Origin of the sequence: Streptomyces tagetis (assembly GCF_018069565.1) — a bacterium.
In the GTDB taxonomy this organism is placed as follows: Bacteria; Actinomycetota; Actinomycetes; order Streptomycetales; family Streptomycetaceae; genus Streptomyces; species Streptomyces tagetis.
In genome coordinates this window covers 444,591-465,115 of the sequence record NZ_JAGPNL010000003.1, presented here as the reverse complement: position 1 = coordinate 465,115, position 20,525 = coordinate 444,591, and the positions used below count along the sequence as shown (strand labels likewise).

At 71.5% G+C, this 20,525-nt stretch carries 22 protein-coding genes, 1 tRNA gene and 2 pseudogenes; 15 read left to right on the top strand and 10 right to left on the bottom strand.

Features of this window, described 5'->3' with window-relative positions; genetic code table 11:
• Positions 1 to 20 precede the first annotated feature (20 nt).
• A complete protein-coding gene (locus tag J5Y05_RS14170; RefSeq protein ID WP_210872186.1) occupies positions 21 to 848 on the top strand; it encodes a S1 RNA-binding domain-containing protein in 828 nt (275 codons plus the stop codon).
• Between the two features lie 210 nt (positions 849 to 1,058).
• On the opposite strand, the gene J5Y05_RS14165 is transcribed toward J5Y05_RS14170, so the two are convergent.
• Positions 1,059 to 1,307: a hypothetical protein gene (locus J5Y05_RS14165; RefSeq protein WP_210872184.1), complete on the bottom strand. Its 249-nt coding sequence runs from the start codon at positions 1,305 to 1,307 to the stop codon at positions 1,059 to 1,061.
• A gap of 302 nt (positions 1,308 to 1,609) precedes the next feature.
• On the opposite strand from J5Y05_RS14165, the pseudogene J5Y05_RS14160 reads away from it, so the two are divergent.
• A pseudogene (locus tag J5Y05_RS14160) lies at positions 1,610 to 1,771 on the top strand (helix-turn-helix domain-containing protein); the annotation flags it as partial.
• 137 nt (positions 1,772 to 1,908) lie between these two features.
• Here the strand turns inward: J5Y05_RS14160 and J5Y05_RS14155 are convergent.
• Complete coding sequence (locus J5Y05_RS14155) at positions 1,909 to 2,250, bottom strand: hypothetical protein (protein ID WP_210872183.1); 342 nt, start codon at positions 2,248 to 2,250, stop codon at positions 1,909 to 1,911.
• Positions 2,247 to 2,447: a hypothetical protein gene (locus J5Y05_RS14150; RefSeq protein WP_210872181.1), complete on the bottom strand. Its 201-nt coding sequence runs from the start codon at positions 2,445 to 2,447 to the stop codon at positions 2,247 to 2,249. The genes J5Y05_RS14155 and J5Y05_RS14150 overlap by 4 nt, the downstream gene beginning before the upstream one ends.
• 177 nt (positions 2,448 to 2,624) lie before the next feature.
• Between J5Y05_RS14150 and J5Y05_RS14145 the strand changes: the two are divergent.
• Both J5Y05_RS14145 and J5Y05_RS14140 read left to right on the top strand, forming a co-directional pair.
• Positions 2,625 to 3,361, top strand: a pseudogene (locus J5Y05_RS14145) (DUF6879 family protein).
• A gap of 11 nt (positions 3,362 to 3,372) precedes the next feature.
• Positions 3,373 to 4,233, top strand: a complete 861-nt coding sequence (locus J5Y05_RS14140; protein WP_210872179.1) for a helix-turn-helix domain-containing protein — start codon at positions 3,373 to 3,375, stop codon at positions 4,231 to 4,233.
• A 174-nt stretch (positions 4,234 to 4,407) separates the two neighbouring features.
• Here J5Y05_RS14140 and J5Y05_RS14135 read toward each other — a convergent pair whose 3' ends face one another.
• On the bottom strand, positions 4,408 to 4,881 hold the full coding sequence (locus tag J5Y05_RS14135) for a hypothetical protein (RefSeq protein ID WP_210872177.1): 474 nt from the start codon (positions 4,879 to 4,881) through the stop codon (positions 4,408 to 4,410).
• Positions 4,882 to 5,128: 247 nt separating this feature from the next.
• Positions 5,129 to 5,479: a DUF6344 domain-containing protein gene (locus tag J5Y05_RS14130; RefSeq protein WP_210872176.1), complete on the bottom strand. Its 351-nt coding sequence runs from the start codon at positions 5,477 to 5,479 to the stop codon at positions 5,129 to 5,131.
• A gap of 337 nt (positions 5,480 to 5,816) precedes the next feature.
• Here J5Y05_RS14130 and J5Y05_RS14125 point away from each other — a divergent pair, with 337 nt between their 5' ends.
• Positions 5,817 to 5,945 (top strand): DLW-39 family protein, encoded by a 129-nt coding sequence (locus J5Y05_RS14125; RefSeq protein ID WP_003999697.1) that lies wholly within the window; start codon positions 5,817 to 5,819, stop codon positions 5,943 to 5,945.
• Positions 5,946 to 6,105: 160 nt separating this feature from the next.
• On the top strand, positions 6,106 to 7,428 hold the full coding sequence (locus tag J5Y05_RS14120) for a hypothetical protein (protein WP_210872174.1): 1,323 nt from the start codon (positions 6,106 to 6,108) through the stop codon (positions 7,426 to 7,428).
• 105 nt (positions 7,429 to 7,533) lie between these two features.
• Here J5Y05_RS14120 and J5Y05_RS14115 read toward each other — a convergent pair whose 3' ends face one another.
• Complete coding sequence (locus J5Y05_RS14115; protein ID WP_210872172.1) at positions 7,534 to 9,252, bottom strand: serine/threonine-protein kinase; 1,719 nt, start codon at positions 9,250 to 9,252, stop codon at positions 7,534 to 7,536.
• 78 nt (positions 9,253 to 9,330) lie between these two features.
• Positions 9,331 to 9,879 (bottom strand): helix-turn-helix domain-containing protein, encoded by a 549-nt coding sequence (locus tag J5Y05_RS14110; RefSeq protein WP_210872170.1) that lies wholly within the window; start codon positions 9,877 to 9,879, stop codon positions 9,331 to 9,333.
• A 182-nt stretch (positions 9,880 to 10,061) separates the two neighbouring features.
• Here J5Y05_RS14110 and J5Y05_RS14105 point away from each other — a divergent pair.
• Positions 10,062 to 10,134: transfer RNA gene (locus J5Y05_RS14105), tRNA-Ala, on the top strand.
• A 405-nt stretch (positions 10,135 to 10,539) separates the two neighbouring features.
• Complete coding sequence (locus J5Y05_RS14100) at positions 10,540 to 11,316, top strand: isoprenyl transferase (RefSeq protein ID WP_210872168.1); 777 nt, start codon at positions 10,540 to 10,542, stop codon at positions 11,314 to 11,316.
• A gap of 135 nt (positions 11,317 to 11,451) precedes the next feature.
• On the opposite strand, the gene J5Y05_RS14095 is transcribed toward J5Y05_RS14100, so the two are convergent.
• Complete coding sequence (locus tag J5Y05_RS14095) at positions 11,452 to 12,144, bottom strand: DUF5324 family protein (protein WP_210872166.1); 693 nt, start codon at positions 12,142 to 12,144, stop codon at positions 11,452 to 11,454.
• Between the two features lie 254 nt (positions 12,145 to 12,398).
• Between J5Y05_RS14095 and J5Y05_RS14090 the strand changes: the two genes are divergently transcribed.
• A complete protein-coding gene (locus J5Y05_RS14090) occupies positions 12,399 to 12,932 on the top strand; it encodes a peptidylprolyl isomerase (RefSeq protein WP_030421105.1) in 534 nt (177 codons plus the stop codon).
• A 145-nt stretch (positions 12,933 to 13,077) separates the two neighbouring features.
• Entirely contained in the window at positions 13,078 to 13,995 is a 918-nt protein-coding gene (locus J5Y05_RS14085; RefSeq protein ID WP_210872164.1) for a rhomboid family intramembrane serine protease, read from the top strand.
• Between the two features lie 233 nt (positions 13,996 to 14,228).
• Here J5Y05_RS14085 and crgA read toward each other — a convergent pair whose 3' ends face one another.
• Positions 14,229 to 14,483 carry a cell division protein CrgA gene (gene crgA, locus J5Y05_RS14080; RefSeq protein ID WP_210872162.1) on the bottom strand — a complete coding sequence of 85 codons (255 nt, stop codon included), beginning with the start codon at positions 14,481 to 14,483 and terminating at the stop codon, positions 14,229 to 14,231.
• A 141-nt stretch (positions 14,484 to 14,624) separates the two neighbouring features.
• On the opposite strand from crgA, the gene J5Y05_RS14075 reads away from it, so the two are divergent.
• Genes J5Y05_RS14075 through J5Y05_RS14055 form a run of 5 tightly spaced genes read left to right on the top strand, consistent with a single transcriptional unit; the run spans position 14,625 to position 18,380 of the window.
• Complete coding sequence (locus J5Y05_RS14075; protein WP_210872160.1) at positions 14,625 to 15,404, top strand: DUF881 domain-containing protein; 780 nt, start codon at positions 14,625 to 14,627, stop codon at positions 15,402 to 15,404.
• Between the two features lie 45 nt (positions 15,405 to 15,449).
• A complete protein-coding gene (locus tag J5Y05_RS14070) occupies positions 15,450 to 15,647 on the top strand; it encodes a hypothetical protein (RefSeq protein ID WP_210872815.1) in 198 nt (65 codons plus the stop codon).
• A complete protein-coding gene (locus tag J5Y05_RS14065; RefSeq protein ID WP_210872158.1) occupies positions 15,644 to 16,282 on the top strand; it encodes an aminodeoxychorismate/anthranilate synthase component II in 639 nt (212 codons plus the stop codon). Before J5Y05_RS14070 ends, J5Y05_RS14065 begins: the two co-directional genes overlap by 4 nt.
• Positions 16,279 to 17,601 carry a class E sortase gene (locus tag J5Y05_RS14060; protein ID WP_307853903.1) on the top strand — a complete coding sequence of 441 codons (1,323 nt, stop codon included), beginning with the start codon at positions 16,279 to 16,281 and terminating at the stop codon, positions 17,599 to 17,601. Before J5Y05_RS14065 ends, J5Y05_RS14060 begins: the two co-directional genes overlap by 4 nt.
• 14 nt (positions 17,602 to 17,615) lie before the next feature.
• Positions 17,616 to 18,380, top strand: coding sequence for a class E sortase (locus J5Y05_RS14055; RefSeq protein ID WP_210872156.1), 765 nt, complete (start codon positions 17,616 to 17,618; stop codon positions 18,378 to 18,380).
• A 157-nt stretch (positions 18,381 to 18,537) separates the two neighbouring features.
• Here the strand turns inward: J5Y05_RS14055 and pknB are convergent, their stop codons facing one another.
• Positions 18,538 to 20,520 (bottom strand): Stk1 family PASTA domain-containing Ser/Thr kinase, encoded by a 1,983-nt coding sequence (pknB, locus tag J5Y05_RS14050; RefSeq protein ID WP_210872154.1) that lies wholly within the window; start codon positions 20,518 to 20,520, stop codon positions 18,538 to 18,540.
• Between the last annotated feature and the right edge of the window lie 5 nt (positions 20,521 to 20,525).

Here is a 20,525-nt window from a genome sequence, read left to right as displayed (position 1 = left end):
ACTCGGGCTAGGCTCCGCCCATGTCCGAGCCCGGTTCCGATCCTCGCCTGCAGCCGCTCCTCGACACGCTCCGTCCCGGTCCGGTCCGCAGGGTGACCGTCACCGGCTTCGACGGGTCAGACGTCCTGGTCGCGCTCAAGGCATCAAGCGAGAGGAACAACGAAGCCGGCCGGATTTCCCGGGAAGAGGCGTCGATGCGCCGCATCGACCACCCGTCTGAGGTCTTCGAGATCGGCCAGGAACTCGATGCCGAGGAGATCGGACGGTGCCGCGGAGAACTGCACTTGTCCGCCCGCGCCTGCGAGAACCCCGAGCTCCGGACCTTCCTGCTCGCGCTCCAGCCAGGGAAGATCGTCTCCGGGACCGTGTCAGAGGTTCACAACTTCGGCGTCTTCGTCCATCTCGACGGCGAGCCCGACGGGCTACGCACTGGCTTCATCCGTGTGTCCGAACTGACCTGGTCGTGGATCAGCCACCCCTCGGAAGCGGTCGAGGCCGGCCAGAGGATCACCGCCGAGGTGCTCATCGCCGAAACGCGTCAGGGACAGGTCGCGATCTCGATGAAGGCCCTGCAGAAAAACCCTCTGATCGAGTTCTCTGATCAATCGGGCCAGGTCCTCCGCGGCACTGTCACGAAGATCGTCCCATTCGGCGTATTCGTGCGCCTCGCCCCGGACGTGGAAGGGCTCCTTCACCTGTCCGAGATGACGAGCCGGCCAGCAGTGACCCCTGACCAGCTCGTGCGCGAGGGCGATCAGATCACCGTCCGGGTTGCCGAGGTCGACGTTCAGCGTCATCGGGTGAGTCTGTGTGCGCCAACGGGGCAGGCCAACGGCGACTCGCAGTGATCACGTGTCCAGAGCGCGAGGTCACTTGTTCAACGGCGTGGGGCCCTGCTGGTGATGCTCGTGACGTTCGACGTCTCCTCCAGTGAGCTCAGTGAAACGGTCCACCGACCGAGTCGATGGACCGTTCACCACGGCTGAAGGAAACGCAGCCGCGTCAGGCGCGCCCCCTGATTCTTCCCTGCCGGACGGGCAGCCCGCCTCCGACGCGCCCTACCACCAGGTCAGAATCCAGACCGGCTCGCGCTTCGGGTTGCAGGTGAACCCGATGGCGGTCCCGTTGGCGACCATTCCGTTGCCACGGATGACGCACACCTCGGCGGTGAGGATTTCTTCCTTGTGAATGACCACGGCCGACGCGCTCGATGTACCGGCGATGGACATCATCACGGCAGCCGCGGTGACGCCGGCCGCAGCGGTGATCTTACGGAAGCGAGAAGACTTCAATTTTCCCCATTTCACACATGTGATTCCCAGAAGGTTGACTGCGAGTGGTCCGACCCCGCAGGACGCCGTCAAAAGGTGTCGGTCCACACATACCCTCGGGCGCACCCTCCACCAAAGTCGCACATTTATCGACTCAGCCTGATCACGCTAACACAGCAACAACCTGAAGAACCTACAATTCCCCTCGGCACGCCACGAGTTGACGCGCCACGGGTCGCCGCGCATCGCGCGGCCCGGGACGCGACCCCGTTCCCCGATGGTCGCGCACTGTAAGCGCCCATACACATTTCTTGAGCTGATTCCAACCTGTCTTCGCACGCCGGCGGCGTCTGCCGGCAGGCCGACAGGCCCTGCTCGCCTTGGCCCACCTGCGGTGCGGCGATACCTATGCCCAGCTCGCCGCCGGGTTCCGCATCGGCACCGCGACGGTCTATCGCTACGTACGCGAGGTCATCGACCTCCTGGCCGCCCTCGCCCCAGGCTCGACCTGTCCGGGGCGGGTTCGTGCGGCAGGGCTCGGGGCGGACGGTCAGGTTGGGTGTGGCGCCTGACGGGGAGTCGATGATGATGACGTGGGGCTTGCCCTCGATCGGCTGTCCGCAGGTGTCGCAGCGGGTCATCGGAGGCTCTGGCGTACGAGGCGGTACGGGTGGCGGGCGGTGTCGCAGGGGGCGCTCTGGCCGTCGGCAGGGATGGCCTGGCAGTCGGCGCATTCCGGCGCGTGGTTGAAGAGGGCGCGGTGTGCGCGGGTGCCGGCGCAGGCCGGGCAGGCGCGGGGCCACCAGCGGCCCCTGGGGCTGTCCAACTCGCCGAGGTTGACGGCCGTGGCCAGCGTGAGCGGCCCCGCGCACCAGACACACAGGGCGCCGCGGAGCGGGTCCTCCGCGAGGGCCGCCGGGTCGGGTAGAGCGAGGACGGCCAGGACGCCGGCGGGGATGGTGCCTGTGCTGGTGGTCATGCCGCGGCCCTTCTCTGAAGCTCGGTCGCCAGCCGCAGGGCGACATCCGCGCGGACGCGGGCGAGGTCGACCAGTGCGAGGCTCGGTGACGCGGCGTCGGCGGCGAGGGACGGCAAGATCCCGGCGCTGTGGAGGGCTGTGCGTAAGGATTCGACGGCTGTTAAGGGGTCGCTTTCGGTCGACACGGTGTTGGCCATGCACGGAACGGTAAGGACGGGAAGTGGCTTGGAGCACCCGGTGTTTCGTGAAGTTTCTTGACCGCGCCGCGGTGTTGCGCGATGTTTCCCCTGCGGGACCTCTTGGCAGAGTGTTGAGGCCCGGGGCGTCGGGGAGGCTGGCTGCGCACACAGACCACTCTCGGGAGAGGCACAACCATGCGACGACTTCGCTTAAACGGCACCGGTTCAGGCGGGGGCGGATGCCCGGCCGTACACGAGGATCTGGAGAGCGGCGAGGTCATCGTCCATGGGCCGCCGCTCACCGACCCCGCCGACCTCGGCCAGCTCCAGCACTTCAACGAGGGCGAAGTTGCCGTCGTCGTCCCCCGCAACACCCTGGTCGACTTCGGCCCGCGTGACGACGAGCCGCGGCTCATCAACGCGGACGAGGATTTCGACCGCCTCTTCGCCACCTTCGCCCACACGGCCTGGAGGCTGGAGACTCGCCGCCGGTTCGCCAGCGACGAGGCGACCGACCAGTGGCAGCAGTTCGAGGCCGGCCAGGCAATCGACTGGGACTACGACGACGAGTGGTGCCGCAACGTCCGTGCCCAGACCGCGCAGGGCAAGCGGATCGAGCGCGTGCGCCTGGTCGATGACCCCATCACCCCGGGGCAGTTGTACCTCCGCAGCAACGCGGCCCGGAACTGCGCCGCGGGCGAGGACATCCGAACCTCTCCCGCGCCCAGGCCGACGAACTGCGCCTTCCGGCCGAGGACTTCTGGCTGTTCGACTCCCGCCTCGTCGCCCGGCTGCTCTTCGACGAGGACGATCAGATGACCGGCGCCGAGTTGATCACCGAACCGGCGGCGGTGAACCGGTACTGCCAGGTGCGTGACGCGGCCTGGCACTATGCCACTCCGTATGCCAAGTTCGAGATCAATCGCACATGATGTGAGGCCCGGTGAGCACTGACTACCAACAGGCACGAGAAGCCCTCGGACTCAGGCTCCGGGAGCTGCGGCTTTCCTGCCCTGAGGGGCGGCTCACCGGTGCCGCTCTCGCCGAGCGTCTTGGCGAGGGCTGGACCAAGTCCAAGGTGTCCAAGCTGGAGAACGGTCGGCAGACAGCCGACGCCAGCGAGCTACGGGCCTGGGCCCAAGCCACCGGCCGGCCCGAGATGTATGACGGTCTGCTCGCCCAACTGCGGGGCTTCGAGTCCCGCATCCGCTCCTGGCGGCGGCAGCTAGCCTCCGGTCACCGTCCTGTACAGGAGGCCATCACCGCGGAGCACGACCGCACGCGCGTGCTCACCATCTGGGAGAACAACCTCATCCCCGGCATGCTTCAGACCGCCGACTACGCCCGCCATGTCCTTACCCGGCACGCCAACCTGATGCGGTCCCCCCGGGACACCGAAGAGGCAGTGCGCGCCCGCGTCCGTCGGCAGGACGGCTTGTGGAAGACAGGCCGCACGTACCGGATTCTGATGTGGGAGGCCGCCTGCTTCGCCCTGGTGTGTCCGCCCGCAGTGCTCGCCGCGCAACTCGATCGCCTTACCAGCGTCATCGGTCTGGACACGGTGGAGTTCGGCGTCGTCCCGTTCTCGGCGCCCCTGAAGATCTACGCGGGCAACTCGTTCTGGATCTACGACGACCGGCGCGTTGTCGTGGAGGACTGGCACGCGGAGCTGTGGCTCGATGACGCTGACTCCATCGCCACGTATCAGCGAGTGTGGGACACCCTGAGCGAGTCCGCGGTGTACGGGGTCGACGCGCAGAACGTCATCGGCCGGGCCCGACGCGCGCTGAACCCCCGGGCATGAAGAAAACAGCCCCGTGCTCCTCACTGGAGGTGGGCGGCCGGGCTACGGATCGCAGTGGCGACGAGGGGGCGTACAGCGCGATCCATGAGCCCGAGAGCAGGGGCATGACGAAGTGGCCCGGCCGTCCGCAGGTGGTGGCTGTTGTGCGTTTTGTCGGGGCGTGCCGGTGCCACTTCATCGGACTCGACTGCGGTCGCTCCGGGGAATGACCTCGCTGCCATGAGGTCGTTTCAAGGGTGATCGGACCCGCCCGCGCAGGGCCGCGCTCGCGCAGGTCAGGGCGGTGGCAAGAGCTGCCGAGAGGCAGACGAGGACGTTGACCGTCATGGAGATGTGTTCCACCGTCGTAGCGTCGGAGTAGAGGCAGGCGTTGCGAAGGGGCCAGTAGGTCTGCTCGATGGCGGACAGTTCGGCGCCGGAGGCGTTCCGGGCTTCGCACAGGTCGGGGAACGGTCCTCCCAGGACGACGGAGAACCAGCCGTGGCAGTACACGGCCGCTGCCGTGGAACCGAAGAGCAGGGCGAGAACGGCACAGAGCCTGGGCAGAGGCAGGGGAGGGTCGGCCGGCATCAGGAGAACGGCCACGATGCTCGCCGCCGCGGTCACCAGGCATAAGAGCAGCAGGATGCCCATCGAAGCCATCAGCACGTTGTCCCCTTTTTCGCAGGGAGGGGTTTGGTGGACGGGGAACCGGCGGGGGCGGATGTGTTCCGTGGCTCCCTTCGGGGCCGCTGCGGCAGTGTAGGCGGAACAGGGGCATGGCGGCGGCCTACGGTCGGCGGGTTCGGGCACGGCGAAGGCCCGGCGGCTCTGGGAGCTGCCGGGCCTTGGACGCGTGGGTCGGGGTACGCAATCGCCGGGGCGTCGGGTGCGGACGGGGTCCGCGGCGGGGGACTCAGCGCTGGAGCGGTGCCGTGTGCTGGGCCGGGGACTCGGGGACGTCGCACAGGAGGCCGGCGGACCTGGCCGCGTCGGCCGGGGGGATGTGGCGGCACCGGGGGGCCGAGCCGTGGGCCTCGGCGCGGATGCGCTGCTTCATCGTGGGGGGCAGGGAACCGGGTCGGGACCAGGGCCGGGACGCCGCCGCGGGAGCGGTCCGCTCGGCCGCGCGCTCCGTGTTGCTGTGGGTCTTGGTCTGCGGTACGGCCGCCGCGGCGGTCGTCGAGACGAAGCCGAGCGCCGCGAAGAGCGCGAGGAAGGCGGTGACGATGGCGGTCCACAGCGTCATGACCTTGTTCCGGGCCATGGTCCCTCACTTTCGGGTTGGGCGATTTGCGTACTTTCCTCATGATGTGTATGTGGACCGCGAAGTGGTGGACCGACGCCCGCGCCGCCGCGATGTTCAGATGAACACCACTCGGATGGCCGCAAGAGGGCCGAAAAGGGGTGCAGGCGGGAGGAAAGAGGGTGAAGTCACCGTCCGTGGAGGTGTGATCACCCTCCGATCGGAACGGGCGGGGTGCCGGTCTACTGGGGTTCGAAGACGGCCAGTTGACAAGCCCATCAGGTCACTGATCGGTATCGGCCGGTGTGTATAGTCGGGCGCCAGAGGTCCCCTACGTCAAGAAAGACGAGGTCGCGCGGTGAAGAAGCTTCTCCTGGTCGCACTGGCCGCCATCGGCGGGCTCCTCGTGTACCGCCAGATCCAGGCGGATCGCGCCGAGCAGGATCTGTGGACGGAGGCGACTGACTCCGTGCCCACGGGTTCCTGAGCACGACCGGCACATCCGGTCCCGACAGACCCCGGCCGTCATACGGTCGGGGTTTTGTGTTGTCCGGAAGCGGCCCGGTGGCGGCGCGGCGCGCGGCAGGATGGTCCGGCGGCGGGCCCGTTCCGGTCCGGGGCGACGGTGAGCGCGAGGGGTGGCGGTGATGGGGCGGGTCAACGGGGTGCGCCGGGGAGCGGCGTCGGGGCGCGCGGGCGCGCGGGGGCCCGTACGGCTGGTCGCCGTGGCCGCCGCGCTGGCCACGGCCGCGGTGCTGCCGGGCGGAGCCGCCCTCGCGGCCGGGGCGCGGCCGGAGTACGCCTTCGCCGGTGACGCCCTGCCTGTCGAGGGCGCGGGCGACCCAGCGGACGCCGTGGCGCTGGAACCCGGCGCCGTCTACCGCAGCTCCCTGCCACCGGGCGGCCCGGTCCACTACCGCCTCGACCTGGACGCCTCCTCGACCGCCTACGTCTCCGTCACCGCCGTCCCCGCCCCCGGCACCGAGGGCGCCGCCGCCGACGGCATCCGGGTCTCCCTCCAGGACGCGGCCGGCGGCTCCTGCTCCTCCGTCAGCGCGACCTTCGGCGCCGCCCGCAGCCCCCGCCCGGTCACCGCCCTCGCCCTGCGCGAGATCTCCTCCGGCCGGAGCCGCTGCCAGGACGCCGGCACGTACGACCTCGTCGTCGAACGTTCCCGGACGCAGGACCCCCCGCCGGACGCCTGGGACCTCGAACTCACCACCGCCACCGAGCCCCCGCTCCGGCAGGACGGCCCGGCGGAGACACCCGGCGCCTGGGACTCCTCCTCGCCCGAACCCCTCGCCGGGGAGCCGGTGAACCGCCCCGGCGGCGCCGGATTCGCCGAGGCCACCCCCCTCGGGCAGGGGGTCTGGCGCGACGGCGTGCGCCCCGGGCAGACCCTCTTCTACGCCGTCCCCCTCGACTGGGGTCGCCGCCTGTCGGCCACCGCCGAACTCGACGCCACCGACGGCGGGACCGGCTTCGCCACCAGCGCGCTGCGCCTGGCGCTCCACGACCCGGTGCGCGGCGAGGTCGACGCCGCCGCCCGCAGCTACGCCGGCCGCCGGATCTCCGTCGGCCTCGCCGCGCTGCCGCCGGTCGACCACGCCAACCGCCACGCCGGCGGCCGGACGGCGAGCGCGATGCGTATCGCGGGCCGCTACTACCTCGTGGTCCACCTCGCGGCGCAGGTGGCCGAGGACTTCGGCGAGGGCCCGTTCACGGTGACCCTGCGGGTGCGGGTCGACGGGGCGGCCCGCTCCGGTCCCGAGTACGCGGGCGAGCCCGTTCCGCCGGGGGCCTTCGAGGTGTCGGCGGGCGACCGGCCGGCGGCGGGCGCGGGTGACCCGGGCGGCGATCCCGTCATGCGGGCGGTCGCGGCCGGCGGCCTCGCCACCGGCACCGCGCTCCTGCTCGCCCTCGGCGTGTGGACGGCGGTGGCCCGGAGGGGCGGCAGCGTCCGTACGTGACCCGGCGGACCTGTCCGGCCTCCGGCGGGGCGGCGGGCCCCGTACGGACCCCGTCCGAGCGGCGTCCGGGCCCGCGGCGCGCGGGACGTACCCGCGGGGCGTGGGTCAGATGCGGGTCAGGGCCCAGAAGCCCACGGCGTAGCAGGCCAGGGCGAGGAGCAGGAGCGGCACCGCCACCGACGCCGGGGGACCGGGGCGACGGCGCCGTGCCGCGCGGTGCTGGGCGCGGCCCGGGACGGGCGGGGGTGTGCGGGGGTCCTGTGCGGTGTAGGCGGCGGTGGGGGCCTCGGCCGTCCGCCACGGGGGCGGGGCGGGGGAGGTGCCCGGTCCGGCGTGGGGATGGAGGGCGTACGGCGGTGCCTGCGTCGGCGGATGCGGCTGAGGCTGGTGTGAGGGAAGGGGCGGGGGCGCGGGTACGGACGCCGGTTGTTCCGGTGGCGTAGGGGGTGGTTGGGGCGCGGGGGACGGGAGAGAGGTGACCGTGGGCTGCGGGGGCGGCAGCGGGAAGCTTCCGGTGTCCGACGGAGAGGGAGAGAACGGGGCCGGGATCAGACCCGGACCCGGGCCCGGACTTTGCCCCGGACCCGGACCTTGCCCCGATCCCGATTCCGATCCCGGCCCCGGCGGTGTGCCCTGTGGGACCGACGGGACCGGCGGCAGCCCCTCCCACCCGGCCGGCGGCCCCCCGCCGTGGCCCGGCGTCGGTGTGGAGGGCGTCGCCTGCCGGTCCGCGACGGGAGGAACCGGCGAGGCCACTGGGGCCGGTGAGGCCACTGGGGCTCCTGTGGCCGATGGGACTGAGGGGGTCGGCGGGAGCGGCGGGACCGGCGGGGCCAGTGCCGAGGGGCGGGGCGGATCGGCCGCCCCGTCGTCCACCCCGGCGGCCGGGGCGGGCGACGCGGTCGGCGACGCGGTGGCGGCCCGAGCCGACGACGGGGCCCGAGCCAGGGGGCCGTTGGGCCCGAACCCCGGTGGGAGCGGCCCGACTTGGTCGAAGATCTCGATCAGCTCGTCGTCCGGACCGGGCTCCGGCAGCAGCTCCACGGCCGCCGCCAGCGCCTTGCGCGCCCCCGTCGCCGTACGGAACCGCGCCGACGGGTCCGGCTCCAGCAGGCCGGCCACGACCTGCCACAGCGGGTCGGGTATCCCCCGCGGCGCGGACGGCGTCCCGTGCTCGGCGAAGTGCTGGACGAGCGCCTTGGCGTCCGGCTTCGCCCCCTCCAGCAGGTACAGGGCGACCAGCCCCGCGGCGAACAGGTCGGCGGCGAAGTCCGGCTCGGCGCCCATCAACTGCTCCGGCGCGAGGTAGCCCGGCGTCCCCACCACCAGGTCGGTCTCCGTCAGCCGGGGCTCCCCCAGCCGCATGGCGATGCCGAAGTCGGAGAGCCGCAGCCGGGGCCGGCGCGCACCGGTCGCCTCCAGCAGCAGGTTGGCGGGCTTGATGTCGCGGTGCACGACGTCCTCCGCGTGCACTGCGGCGAGGCCGGAGAGCAACTGGTCGAGGAGGGTGCAGACGAAGACCGGCGGCAGGGGGCCGTAGTCGCCGACGAGGTGGACGAGGGAGCCGCCGGTGACCAGGTCCATGGTGAAGAGGACCTGGTCGTCGTCGGCGGCCCAGCTCGCCGGGGCCACCACGTGCGGGTGGTCGATCCGCAGGGCCTGCTCGCGCACGAAGCGCAGCAGCGCGTGGGCGTCCCGCTGCTGGAGCACCTTGGCCGCCACGTAGCGCCGCCGGCGGTGGTCCCAGGCCCGCCAGACGGCGCCCACCCCGCCCCGGCCGATCGGGTCGACCAGTTCGTACCGGCCGGCGAAGACCTCACCCATGGCTGTGTGCCGCTCCTCCCCCTCGCGCCACGTCCGCGGGCCCGGCCGCCGACCCGTGCGGCGGCCGGGCCCGGCGGGTCAGTTCTGGTGGGACTGGTAGTGCGCGACCGCGTCGGAGGTGCGGCCGGCGCCGTAGACGCGGAGGAACTCCGCCAGCTCCGGGTGTGAGGGGGAGAGGGAGTCCGCAGCGTCGATTATGTCGCCGGCGGCTGCCACCGAGCGCAGCAGGGACTGGATCTCGCGGACCACCCGCTTGACCGTGGGCGCCCCCGAACCGCTCGTGCTCTGCGCGGTGTTGCCGAGGACCGAGCCCCCCTGCGACTTCTTGATCTCGTCCATGCGCTCGGTCGCCTCGGCCGCGCTGACCCGGCCGTCCGCGACCTGCCCCGCCAGTTCCTGGAGGAGTTGCACCCGCTGGACCACCGCCGGGTTGCCGATCTTGGCGCGCTGGCCGCTCATGAGCTGCGACAGCATCGGCGCCGACAGTCCCAGGACCCCCGCGAGACGCGCCTGGTTGAGACCGAGATCATCGATGAGCTTGCGGAAGAGCGCCCCCAGCGGCTCCCCGTACCAGTTCCGCTGCAGTTCCCGCGCTCTTGCGGTGGCTTCCTGCTGTGCGGCGTCCATTGCGTCTCCCCATCGCTTCCCCATCAACCGCAGTTCGCTCCAGCGAACCACGCCGAGCATCTTACGGAGCGTGGTCGTCCACGGGGACCCCCCATCATTTGTGAGATATCGGGGACGACCCGGTACTCTGGTCTGCGGTGTCCGCCGGCCGGCGGTTCCTCCGACCGGACGCTTCCTTCTCCGGGGCCTTAGCTCAGTTGGTAGAGCGCTGTCTTTGCATGGCAGATGTCAGGGGTTCGACTCCCCTAGGCTCCACTCCCGAAGAGCCCGTTCCTCCTGCGTCCGCGCAGGTCGGACGGGCTCTTGGCGTCGGGGCGGCCGTGCGTGACGGAGGGTGGCGGCAGGGCCGCGCCGGGGGGTGGGCGGGGCGGCGGGAGGCTGGTGCGCCCGTGCGGGTCGGCCGGGGCGGGGCCGTGCCGGGCCGCTGGACAACGGTGTTCGCCGGCAGGCGGGTTGAGGGCGCCGGGCCCTTGTCCAAAGCGGTCGCGTGGGCCTGAACAGGCCCTTGGCAGACGGCCGATCGGCGCCCGAGCGGGGCTGTCTGCTCTTGATATCGTCACTCCACAGGGCACCAGCGCCACACCCCTGCGGGGCGGCGCCACGTGGCTCATCGCCGTCGGCGCCTGCGACCGCCGCCGACGAGCTTGGAAGGGGAACACCATGCGGGCGAAGGTACGGGCCGCTCTCGACGCGTTGTACATGAAGCGTCTCGTCAGGGAACTGGACGGGCGCCCACGACCTCAGCACATCGGCATCATGCTGGACGGCAACCGCCGCTGGGCCAAGATGTCCGGGATCGAGGACCCCCGCGAGGGCTACCGGGCCGGTGGCGCCAAGGTGATGGACTTCCTGCGCTGGTGCGACTCCGCCCAGATCGAGCACGTCACCCTCTTCATGCTCTCCGACGACAACCTGCGCCGCCCCGAGGACCAGCTCACCCCGCTCATCGACATCATCGCCGAGGTGGTGGAACACCTGGCCGCCCCGGGCAACCCCTGGCCCGTCGAGGTGGTCGGCGCCCTGGACCTGCTGCCGGCCGAGTCGGCGGCCCGGCTGAAGAACGCGACCACGGCGACCCACGGACGCAAAGGCGGGACGAAGGTCGACGTCGCCGTCGGGTACGGCGGCCGGCGGGAGATCGTCGACGCGGTGCGCTCCGCCCTCACCGAGCACAGCGCCCAGGGCGGCGACATCGACGAGTTCATCGAGACGTTCACCATGGAACACATCTCGAAGCACCTCTACTCCAAGGCGCGCTCGGAGTCGGACCTGATCATCCGGACCAGCGGTGAACAGCGGCTCTCCGGCTTCCTGCTCTGGCAGTCCGCCTACGCCGAGGTCTACTTCTGCGAGTGCTACTGGCCCGACTTCCGGGAGATCGACTTCCTGCGCGCCCTGCGCTCCTATTCGCTGCGCGAACGCCGCTACGGCCGCTGACCCGGACGCCTCCCCCGACGGCCGGCCCGGCCGGTCGCCGCAGCCGGTGTTCCACGTGAAACATCGCCGAGGGGGCGGACGACCCGGGTGGGTCCTCCGCCCCCTCGGCGGCGGGCGCGGTCGCGGCGCCGGGGATCAGCGCGGCTCGTCGCCGTCCTCCCGGTCCCGCGAGGACCGTACGTCGGGGTCCAGGGCCGACGGGCCGGTGCCGTCCACCGACGTCAGCCGCCCGGACTCGGGGACCTCCGTCGCCTGGGGCGGCTCCACCAGCCAGTCCGGGTTGGCCTGCTTGTCCCACCACTTCCAGGCGGCGACCACCCCGCCCGCGACGAGACCCGCCAGGGCGACGAAGCGGGCGACGCGGCCCGCCTTGGCCCGGCAGCGCTGCCGGTGGGCCAGCTTGTGGATGTCCCGGGCCGTCACCCCGGACCGCAGCGCGGCGACCGCGGCGGCGCCCCGGGCGGCGGCCTCGTTCCCGGCGGGGCCGGCCACGGCCACCGCCTGCTCGATCCTCGGGCGGGAGTAGTCGGCCGCCTGCCGGGCGGCGATCCGGGCGCGGACGGCGGCGTCCTGAGCCGCCTGGTCCACCTTCGGCGGCACATACGTACGGGCCTGTTCCAGCTTGGGCGCGACATAGGCGCCGTACTGGAGGCGGGCCTGATCGGCCGCCTGGGACACCTTCGGCGCCAGCCGTACGCGCGCCTCGTGTGCGTAGTGCGCGGCCCTGTCCTTGGCTGTGTCGGCGTAGGGCGCCACCACGTCCGCGGCGTGCAGCACGCTGTCCTTCGCCGAACCGGTCGCGGCGCGCACGCTGTCGATGCGGGTCACGGTTCCTCCTCCTCGGTGGCGTACGGTCATTCGACTTTCCTCCCTTTTCCGGATCATGCCTGCCACGGCGCCGCCGGGCATGCGTGGACGCGCATCCGGGTCACGGCGGCGGAGCGGGTCCGTGATCCGTGGGTACCCGGCAGGGATTCCGCAAGCGATTCGGGCGGATACGGAACGGGAATTCCCGGTTGGCCTACGCACGCCGTCCGGCGTGCGAGGATCGGGGGGCACAACAAGACGACGGAAGGCACATCGTGGCTGAGCAGCTCTACGCCACCCTGAAGACCAACCACGGCGACATCGACGTCCGGCTCCTGCCGAACCACGCCCCCAAGACGGTCAAGAACTTCGTCGAGCTCGCCAAGGGCGAGCGTGAGTGGACCAACCCCGCCACGGGTGAGAAGTCCACGGACAAGCTCTACGACGGTACGGTCTTCCACCGGGTGATCAGCGGTTTCATGATCCAGGGCGGTGACCCGCTGGGCAACGGCACCGGCGGTCCCGGCTACCAGTTCGAGGACGAGTTCCACCCGGACCTCTCCTTCGACAAGCCCTACCTGCTGGCGATGGCCAACGCCGGTCCGGGCACCAACGGCTCGCAGTTCTTCGTCACCGTCTCCCCGACGACGTGGCTGAACCGCAAGCACACCATCTTCGGCGAGGTGGCGGACGCGGCGAGCCAGAAGGTCATCGACGCCATCGCCGCCGTGCAGACCAACCCGCGGACCGACCGTCCCGTCAAGGACGTCGTCATCGAGTCGGTCGTCGTCGAGACCCGCGAGGGCTGACCCGCGCACGCGGGCTCCCCGACGCCCTGAGAGGCGTGGCCCCGGGGAACCAAACGCCCCGCTCGTCCGTATGGATGGGCGGGGCGGTGCACGTTCCGGACAGGGGCGGACATCGGACACGGACGGACACGACTGAGGGGACCTCATGGACCAGGGAGCGGGCACACCAGGGACGCCGGACGGCCCCGGAGGCCAGGCACCGACGCCCGCGCACAGTCTGCCCGGCTGCTACCGCCACCCGGACCGTGAGACCGGAATCCGCTGCACCCGCTGCGAGCGGCCGATCTGCCCGGAGTGCATGGTCGACGCGGCCGTCGGCTTCCACTGCCCCGAGTGCGTCCGCGGCCGGTCCGGCTCCGGGTCCCACTTCGAGGCATCCCGGCCGCGCACCCTGGCCGGCGGCACCATCGCCGCCGACCCCCGGCTGATCACCAAGATCCTGATCGGGATCAATGTGGCGGTCTTCCTCGCCATCCAGGTCCACGAGTCCCTCGTGGCCGATCTGGTCCTCATCGGACGCTGGCCCCCGGCGCCCTTCACGGCGACCGAGGGGGTCGCGGGCGGCCAGTGGTACCGCCTGGTGACCTCGATGTTCGCGCACCAGGAGATCTGGCACATCGCCTTCAACATGCTGAGCCTGTGGTGGCTGGGCGGCCCCCTGGAGGCGGCCCTCGGACGGGCCCGGTACCTGACGCTCTACCTGGTCTCCGGTCTGGCCGGCAGCGCGCTCACCTATCTGCTCGCCTCGCCGGTGCAGCCCTCGCTCGGTGCCTCCGGCGCGGTCTTCGGGCTCTTCGGCGCGACCGCGATGCTGCTGCGCCGGCTCAACGCCGACATGCGGCCGATCATGGTCCTGCTGGCGATCAACCTGATCTTCACCTTCACCGTGGGGAACATCGCCTGGCAGGCGCACATCGGCGGTCTCGCCGCCGGTGTCGTGATCGGCTACGGCATGCTCCACGCCCCGCGCGAGCGGCGGGCTCTGGTGCAGTACGGCGTCTGCGGACTGGTCCTCGTGGCCGTCCTCGTCCTCACCCTGGTGAGAACCGTCCAGCTCAGTTGAGCGCGCCAGTTGTCCACAGCGTGTCGCGGATCTTGTGCATAGGGTGCGGACACGGCGGCGCCCCCTGCCGATGACCGGCGTTTCCGCAGGTCAGGCAGGGGGCGAATGCGTTTTCGGTTACCGGTATGTCCGTCGTACCGGCGTCAACCTCCCGTAAGTTATCCACAGATCGTCTTTCTTTTCCCCATGTGGAAAACTGCTGTGGATAACTCAGGGGAGAGCGCTGCGCAGAGCTACTTCCACTGCGTCGAGACGCCGAACCCGGCGGCGATGAAGCCGAAGCCCACCACGATGTTCCAGTTGCCGAGCTGCTGGAGCGGCAGCGAACCGTCGGTCACGTAGAAGACGACGATCCAGGCGAGGCCGATGACGAACATGGCCAGCATCACCGGCGCGACCCAGCCGCGGCTGTTCAGTTTGATGGCCGTGGACTGCTTCGCGGGCGGCGGCGTGTAGTCGGCCTTCTTGCGGATACGTGACTTCGGCACGAGGGTCTCTCCTGTCGATGCGCTGCGTGACCGCGCAGGGAACGGGTCGGGCTCGGGGGCGGTGGACAAGGGGACTCTGAGCGCTCCCCCGGGCGTCCGTTAGCGTAGTGCTTCCGTGGCGCCGAAGGAGATAAGGGTACGTTGAGCAATTCTGCCGACTCCCCCGGGACGGGCGCCGGCCCCGGCCCCGGGCGCCGCTTCCGGCCCGTGCGGGTGCTCACCGCGGCCGTCTTCGCCCTCGCCGGGCTCATCTTCTTCACCAGCTTCGACACCGCCAAGGGCACCAACATCCGCACCGACGCCTCGCTGCTGCGCCTCTCCGACCTCGTCCAGGACCGCAACCGCAAGAACGGCGAGCTGGAGGAGGCCAACGCCGCCCTGCGCCGGGACGTCGACTCCCTGGCCCGCCGCGACGACGGCAGCACCGCGGCGGAGGACGCCAAGCTCGCCGAGCTGGAGGACCGGGCCGGCACCCAGCCGGTCAAGGGCGAGGCCCTCACCGTCACGCTCGACGACGCCCCGCCCGGCGCCACCGCCCGGCTCCCCGGCTACCCCGAGCCCCAGCCCGACTACCTCGTCATCCACCAGCAGGACCTCCAGGCCGTCGTCAACGCGCTCTGGCAGGGCGGCGCCCGGGGCATCAAGGTCATGGACCAGCGGCTGATCTCCACCAGCGCCGTCCGCTGCGTGGGCAACACCCTGATCCTCCAGGGCCGTCTCTACTCGCCCCCGTACACGATCCAGGCGGTCGGCGACCCCAAGCGGCTGAAGCGGGCCCTCGCCGAGTCCGCGGCGATCCAGAACTACATGGTCTACGTCAACGTCTACGGCCTCGGCTGGAAGGTCGAGGACCAGGGGACGGTGACGCTGCCCGGTTACTCGGGCACAGTGGACCTGCACTACGCACGGCCTGTCCAGTGACGCCCTTCCGGACGGCCTCTCGCCGTTAGTCTGGTCTCGTACGGCGTGAGTCTGGTGCCGTGGTGCGACGGAAGGGACGGCATGTACGGCTGGATCTGGCGGCATCTGCCGGGGAACGCGTGGGCGAAGGCGCTGGTCTCGCTCGTGCTCGTCGTGGCCGTGGTCTACGCACTGTTCCAGTACGTCTTCCCATGGGCCGAACCGCTGCTTCCCTTCAACGATGTGACGGTGGACAACCAGTGAGCGCGCGCATCCTCGTCGTCGACAACTACGACAGCTTCGTCTTCAACCTGGTCCAGTACCTGTACCAGCTCGGCGCCGAGTGCGAGGTGCTGCGCAACGACGAGGTGTCCACCGCGCACGCGCGGGACGGATTCGACGGCGTGCTGCTGTCCCCCGGCCCCGGCACCCCCGAACAGGCCGGGGTCTGTGTCGAGATGGTCCGGCACTGCGCCGCCGGCGGGGTCCCCGTCTTCGGCGTCTGCCTCGGCATGCAGTCGATGCAGGTGGCGTACGGGGGCGTGGTCGACCGGGCCCCCGAGCTGCTGCACGGCAAGACCTCGCCGGTGCTGCACGAGGGCGGGGGCGTCTTCGCGGGGCTCCCGTCGCCGTTCACCGCGACCCGCTACCACTCGCTCGCCGCGCGGCCCGAGACGGTCCCCGCCGAGCTGGAGGTGACCGCGCGCACCCCCGACGGCATCGTGATGGGCCTGCGCCACCGCGAACTGCCCGTCGAGGGCGTGCAGTTCCACCCCGAGTCGGTGCTGACCGAGCACGGCCACCGGATGCTGGCCAACTGGCTGGCGGCGTGCGGTGACGAGGGAGCCGTGGCGAGGTCGGCGGGGCTCGCCCCGGTGGTGGGCAGGGCCACGGCGTGACCGCGCTGCGCCCCGAGCGCGCGTCCGGCGCGACAGGTGACCAGACGGCCTCGTACGCGCAGACGTACGGGGGGTCCGGTGCGCTCGGGGACGGCTGGTACGCGGACGCCGGGGCGGCCGGCGGCTATCCGCCCGGCGCGGAGGGCCCGCCCGGCGGGGGCCACGGTCATCCCGGCGGGGTCCAGGGCCCTCCCGGCGGGGCCTACGGGCACCCGGGAGGAAGCCCCGGCCACCCCGGCGGGGGCCCCGGTCACCCGGGCGGTCACCCCGGCCACCCCGGCGGGGCGCACGGCTACTCCGACCCGGCCCACGGACATCCCCCCGGCGGTCAGCCCCACCCCGGCGGCCCCTACGGGCACCCCGGCGCGCAGGACACGTACCCGGCGCAGGCCGCGTACCCGCCCGTCGCCGACGACGAGACCATGGCCCTGCGCCTCCCGGAGGCACCCCCCGAACCGGCCCCGGCCGCCGCGCCCGACGAGGACGGCCTCCCGGGCGGCGGGCGCGCGGCCCGCAGGAAGGCGGCCAGACGGCGTCAGGGGCGCCGCGCGGGCGGGGGACAGGTCCCGGCAGCCCCGGAGGGCGGAGAGGAGCCGGAGGGGCCCCTCTCGCGCGTCGAGGCCCGCCGCCGGGCACGGGCCCGCAAGCCGGGCGCCGCCGCCGTCGTCAGCCGGGTCGTCGGCGAGATGTTCATCACCACCGGCGTGCTGATGCTGCTCTTCGTCACCTACCAGCTCTGGTGGACGAACGTGCGCGCGCACGCCCAGGCCGACCAGGCGACCAGCAGCCTCCAGGACGACTGGGCCAACGGCAAGCGCAACCCGGGCGCCTTCGAACCGGGGCAGGGCTTCGCCATCCTGCACATCCCCAAGCTGGACGTCGTCGTGCCGATCGCCGAGGGCATCGACAGCAAGAAGGTGCTCGACCGGGGCATGGTCGGGCACTACGCCGAGGAGGCGCTGAAGACCGCGATGCCCGAGGAGAAGAGCGGGAACTTCGGCCTGGCGGGCCACCGCAACACCCACGGCGAGCCGTTCCGGTACATCAACAAGCTCGATCCGGGCGACCCGATCGTGGTGGAGACGCAGGACACCTACTTCGTGTACAAGATGGCGTCCATCCTGCCGGTGACCCCGCCGAGCAACATCAGCGTCCTCGACCCGGTGCCCGCGGAGGCGGGGTTCACCGAGCCCGGCCGCTACATCACGCTCACCACGTGCACCCCGGAGTTCACCAGCAAGTACCGGATGATCGTCTGGGGCAAGATGGTCGAGGAACGGCCGCGCAGCAAGGGCAAGCCGGATGCGCTCGTCAGGTAAAGGGCGGAAGACCAGTGGCAGCGACCACCGACACGGACCACGAAGAGCACACCGCCGCGCCCGGCACACCGCCGCCCGCGGGCCGAAGACGCGGTGCGGGACGCCTCGCCGCCCTGGCCGTCAGCTTCCTCGGTGAACTTCTCATCACCGCGGGCCTGGTGCTCGGCCTGTTCGTCGCCTACTCGCTGTGGTGGACGAACGTGGTCGCCGACCGCGCGGCCGACCGGCAGGCGGAGCGGGTCCGCGACACCTGGGCGCGCGAGGCCGGGCCGTCCGGGCCGGGCGCGCTGGACACCAAGGCCGGCATCGGCTTCCTGCACGTGCCCGCGATGGGCGCCGGCGAGGTCCTGGTGGAGAAGGGCACGTCGAGCGAGATCCTGAACGACGGCGTGGCCGGCTACTACACCGACCCCGTCGAGGCGACGCTGCCGGCCTCGGGCGAGAAGGGGAACTTCTCGCTGGCGGCCCACCGCGACGGGCACGGCGCCAAGTTCCACGACATCCACAAGATCAAGAAGGGTGACCCGATCGTCTTCGAGACGAAGGACACCTGGTACGTCTACAAGGTCTACGGCATCCTCCCGGAGACCTCGAAGTACAACGTCGACGTCCTCGCCCCGGTGCCGGAGGAGTCCGGCCGCGAGGAGGCCGGCCACTACATCACCCTGACCACCTGCACGCCGGTGTACACCAGCCGGTACCGGTACGTGGTGTGGGGCGAGCTGGTCCGCACCGAGAAGGTGGACGGCGACCGGACGCCGCCGAAGGAACTCGGCTGAGCCTCACCCGCTCCCGTCCGGGGCGGCCCCCGTGGCCGCACCGGGACCGATCCCCTCGGGCCGGCCCACCGGGCCGCCACCGGGACCGCACGACGGAGCCCCGGCCCCCTCGCGTGAGGGGTGCCGGGGCTCCGTCGTGAGCGGGTGGCCGCGGGGCTCAGTTGCGGCGGCCGTTGAGTCCGCCGATGAAGCCGCCGCCCTCGTTGCCGCCACCTCCGCCCGCGGTCTGGAGGGTGATCTGCGTGCCGCCCGGGTCGTCCACCTCGGTGCCGGGCTGCGGGTCGAGGCCGACGACCACCGCGTTGTCGTCCTGGGCGCCGGGTGCCTGGACGTTGGTGAAGCCCTGCGACTGGAGCGTCTGCCGGGCCTGCGCCACGGTGGAGCCGCGGACCTCGGGGACCTTGGCCTTCGCCGCCGCCTTGCCGATGACGATCTGGACCTCGGAGCCCGGGTCGACCTGCTGGTTGCGCTCCGGCGTGGTGCGGATGACCTTGCCCACCTGGTTCGGGTCGCCGGTCTCCTCCTCGGAGCAGGTGCCCTTGAGGTTGTTGCCCTGCAACTGGGCCTTGGCCTCGTCACAGGTGCGGTTGATCACGTCGGGCACGGTCGACTTCGCCACCGGCTTGGCGACCTCCAGGGTCACCGTCGAGCCCTTCTCCAGCTCGGTGCTCGGGTCGGGGTCCTGGCTGAGGACGGTGCCCTCGGTCTGGGAGGACTCGGTCTGCTTGGTCTCGACCTTGAAGCCCTTCTCCTCCAGGCGCCGGGTGGCGTCGTCGACGTTCTTGTCGATGACGTTGGGCACGGCGACCTTGGGGGCGCCCGTGGAGACCACGAGGCTGACCGTGGAGTTCTTCTCGACCTCGGTGCCCTGCTTCGGGTCCTGCGAGCAGATGTTGCCCTTGGCCTGGTCCTCGCAGGGCTTCTCGGTGAACTCCACCACCAGGTCGACGTTGGTCGCCGCGCTCTCGGCGTCGCTCTTCGACAGGCCGACGAAGACCGGCACGGCGAGCTTGTCGTTGTCGGCCTGGTCGCCGCTGAAGACCCACTTGCCGATCAGGATGGCGCCGACGAGGACGACCACTCCGGCCACGGCCAGCAGGATCGTGGAGGTGTTGGAGGAGGACTTCTTCTGGCGCCGCCGGTCGGGGCGGTCGTCGTAGCCGTAGCCGCCGTCGTCCGGGTTGGCCGGGGGCAGCATCGTCGTGGCCGCGCCGGAGTCCGCGCGCATCGCCGTCGTCGGCTGCTCGCCCGGGTAGCCGACGTAGCCGACGGCGCCCATCGCGGCGGTGGCGGCGACCGGCTGGCCGTCGAGGCACGCCTCGATGTCGGCGCGCATCTCGTCGGCCGACTGGTAGCGGTAGTCGGGGTCCTTGACGAGCGCCTTCAGGACGATGGCGTCCATCTCGGGCGTGATCTCGGGGTCGAAGACGCTGGGCGCCTGCGGCTCCTCGCGCACGTGCTGGTAGGCCACGGCGACCGGGGAGTCGCCGACGAACGGCGGCCGGACCGTGAGCAGTTCGTAGAGCAGGCAGCCGGTGGAGTACAGGTCGGAGCGGGCGTCCACCTGCTCGCCTTTGGCCTGTTCCGGGGAGAGGTACTGGGCGGTGCCGATCACGGCGGAGGTCTGGGTCATCGTCATGCCGGAGTCGCCCATCGCACGGGCGATGCCGAAGTCCATGACCTTGACCTGGCCGTTGCGCGTGAGCATGACGTTGGCCGGTTTGATGTCACGGTGGACGATGCCGGCCCGGTGCGAGTACTCCAGCGCCTGGAGGATGCCGATGGTCATCTCCAGCGTCCGCTCGGGCAGCAGCTTGCGGCCGGAGTGGAGCAGCTCGCGCAGGGTGGACCCGTCGACGTACTCCATCACGATGTACGGGATGGAGACCTCGCCGATGTAGTCCTCGCCCGTGTCGTAGACCGCGACGATCGCGGGGTGGTTGAGCGAGGCGGCCGACTGGGCCTCCCGGCGGAACCGGGCCTGGAAGGACGGGTCGCGCGCGAGGTCCGCGCGCAGCGTCTTCACCGCCACGGTGCGGCCGAGCCGGGAGTCGTGGGCGAGGTACACCTCGGCCATGCCTCCACGGCCGAGCACCTGGCCCAGCTCATACCGCCCGCCGAGGCGACGCGGCTCTTCCATAGCTA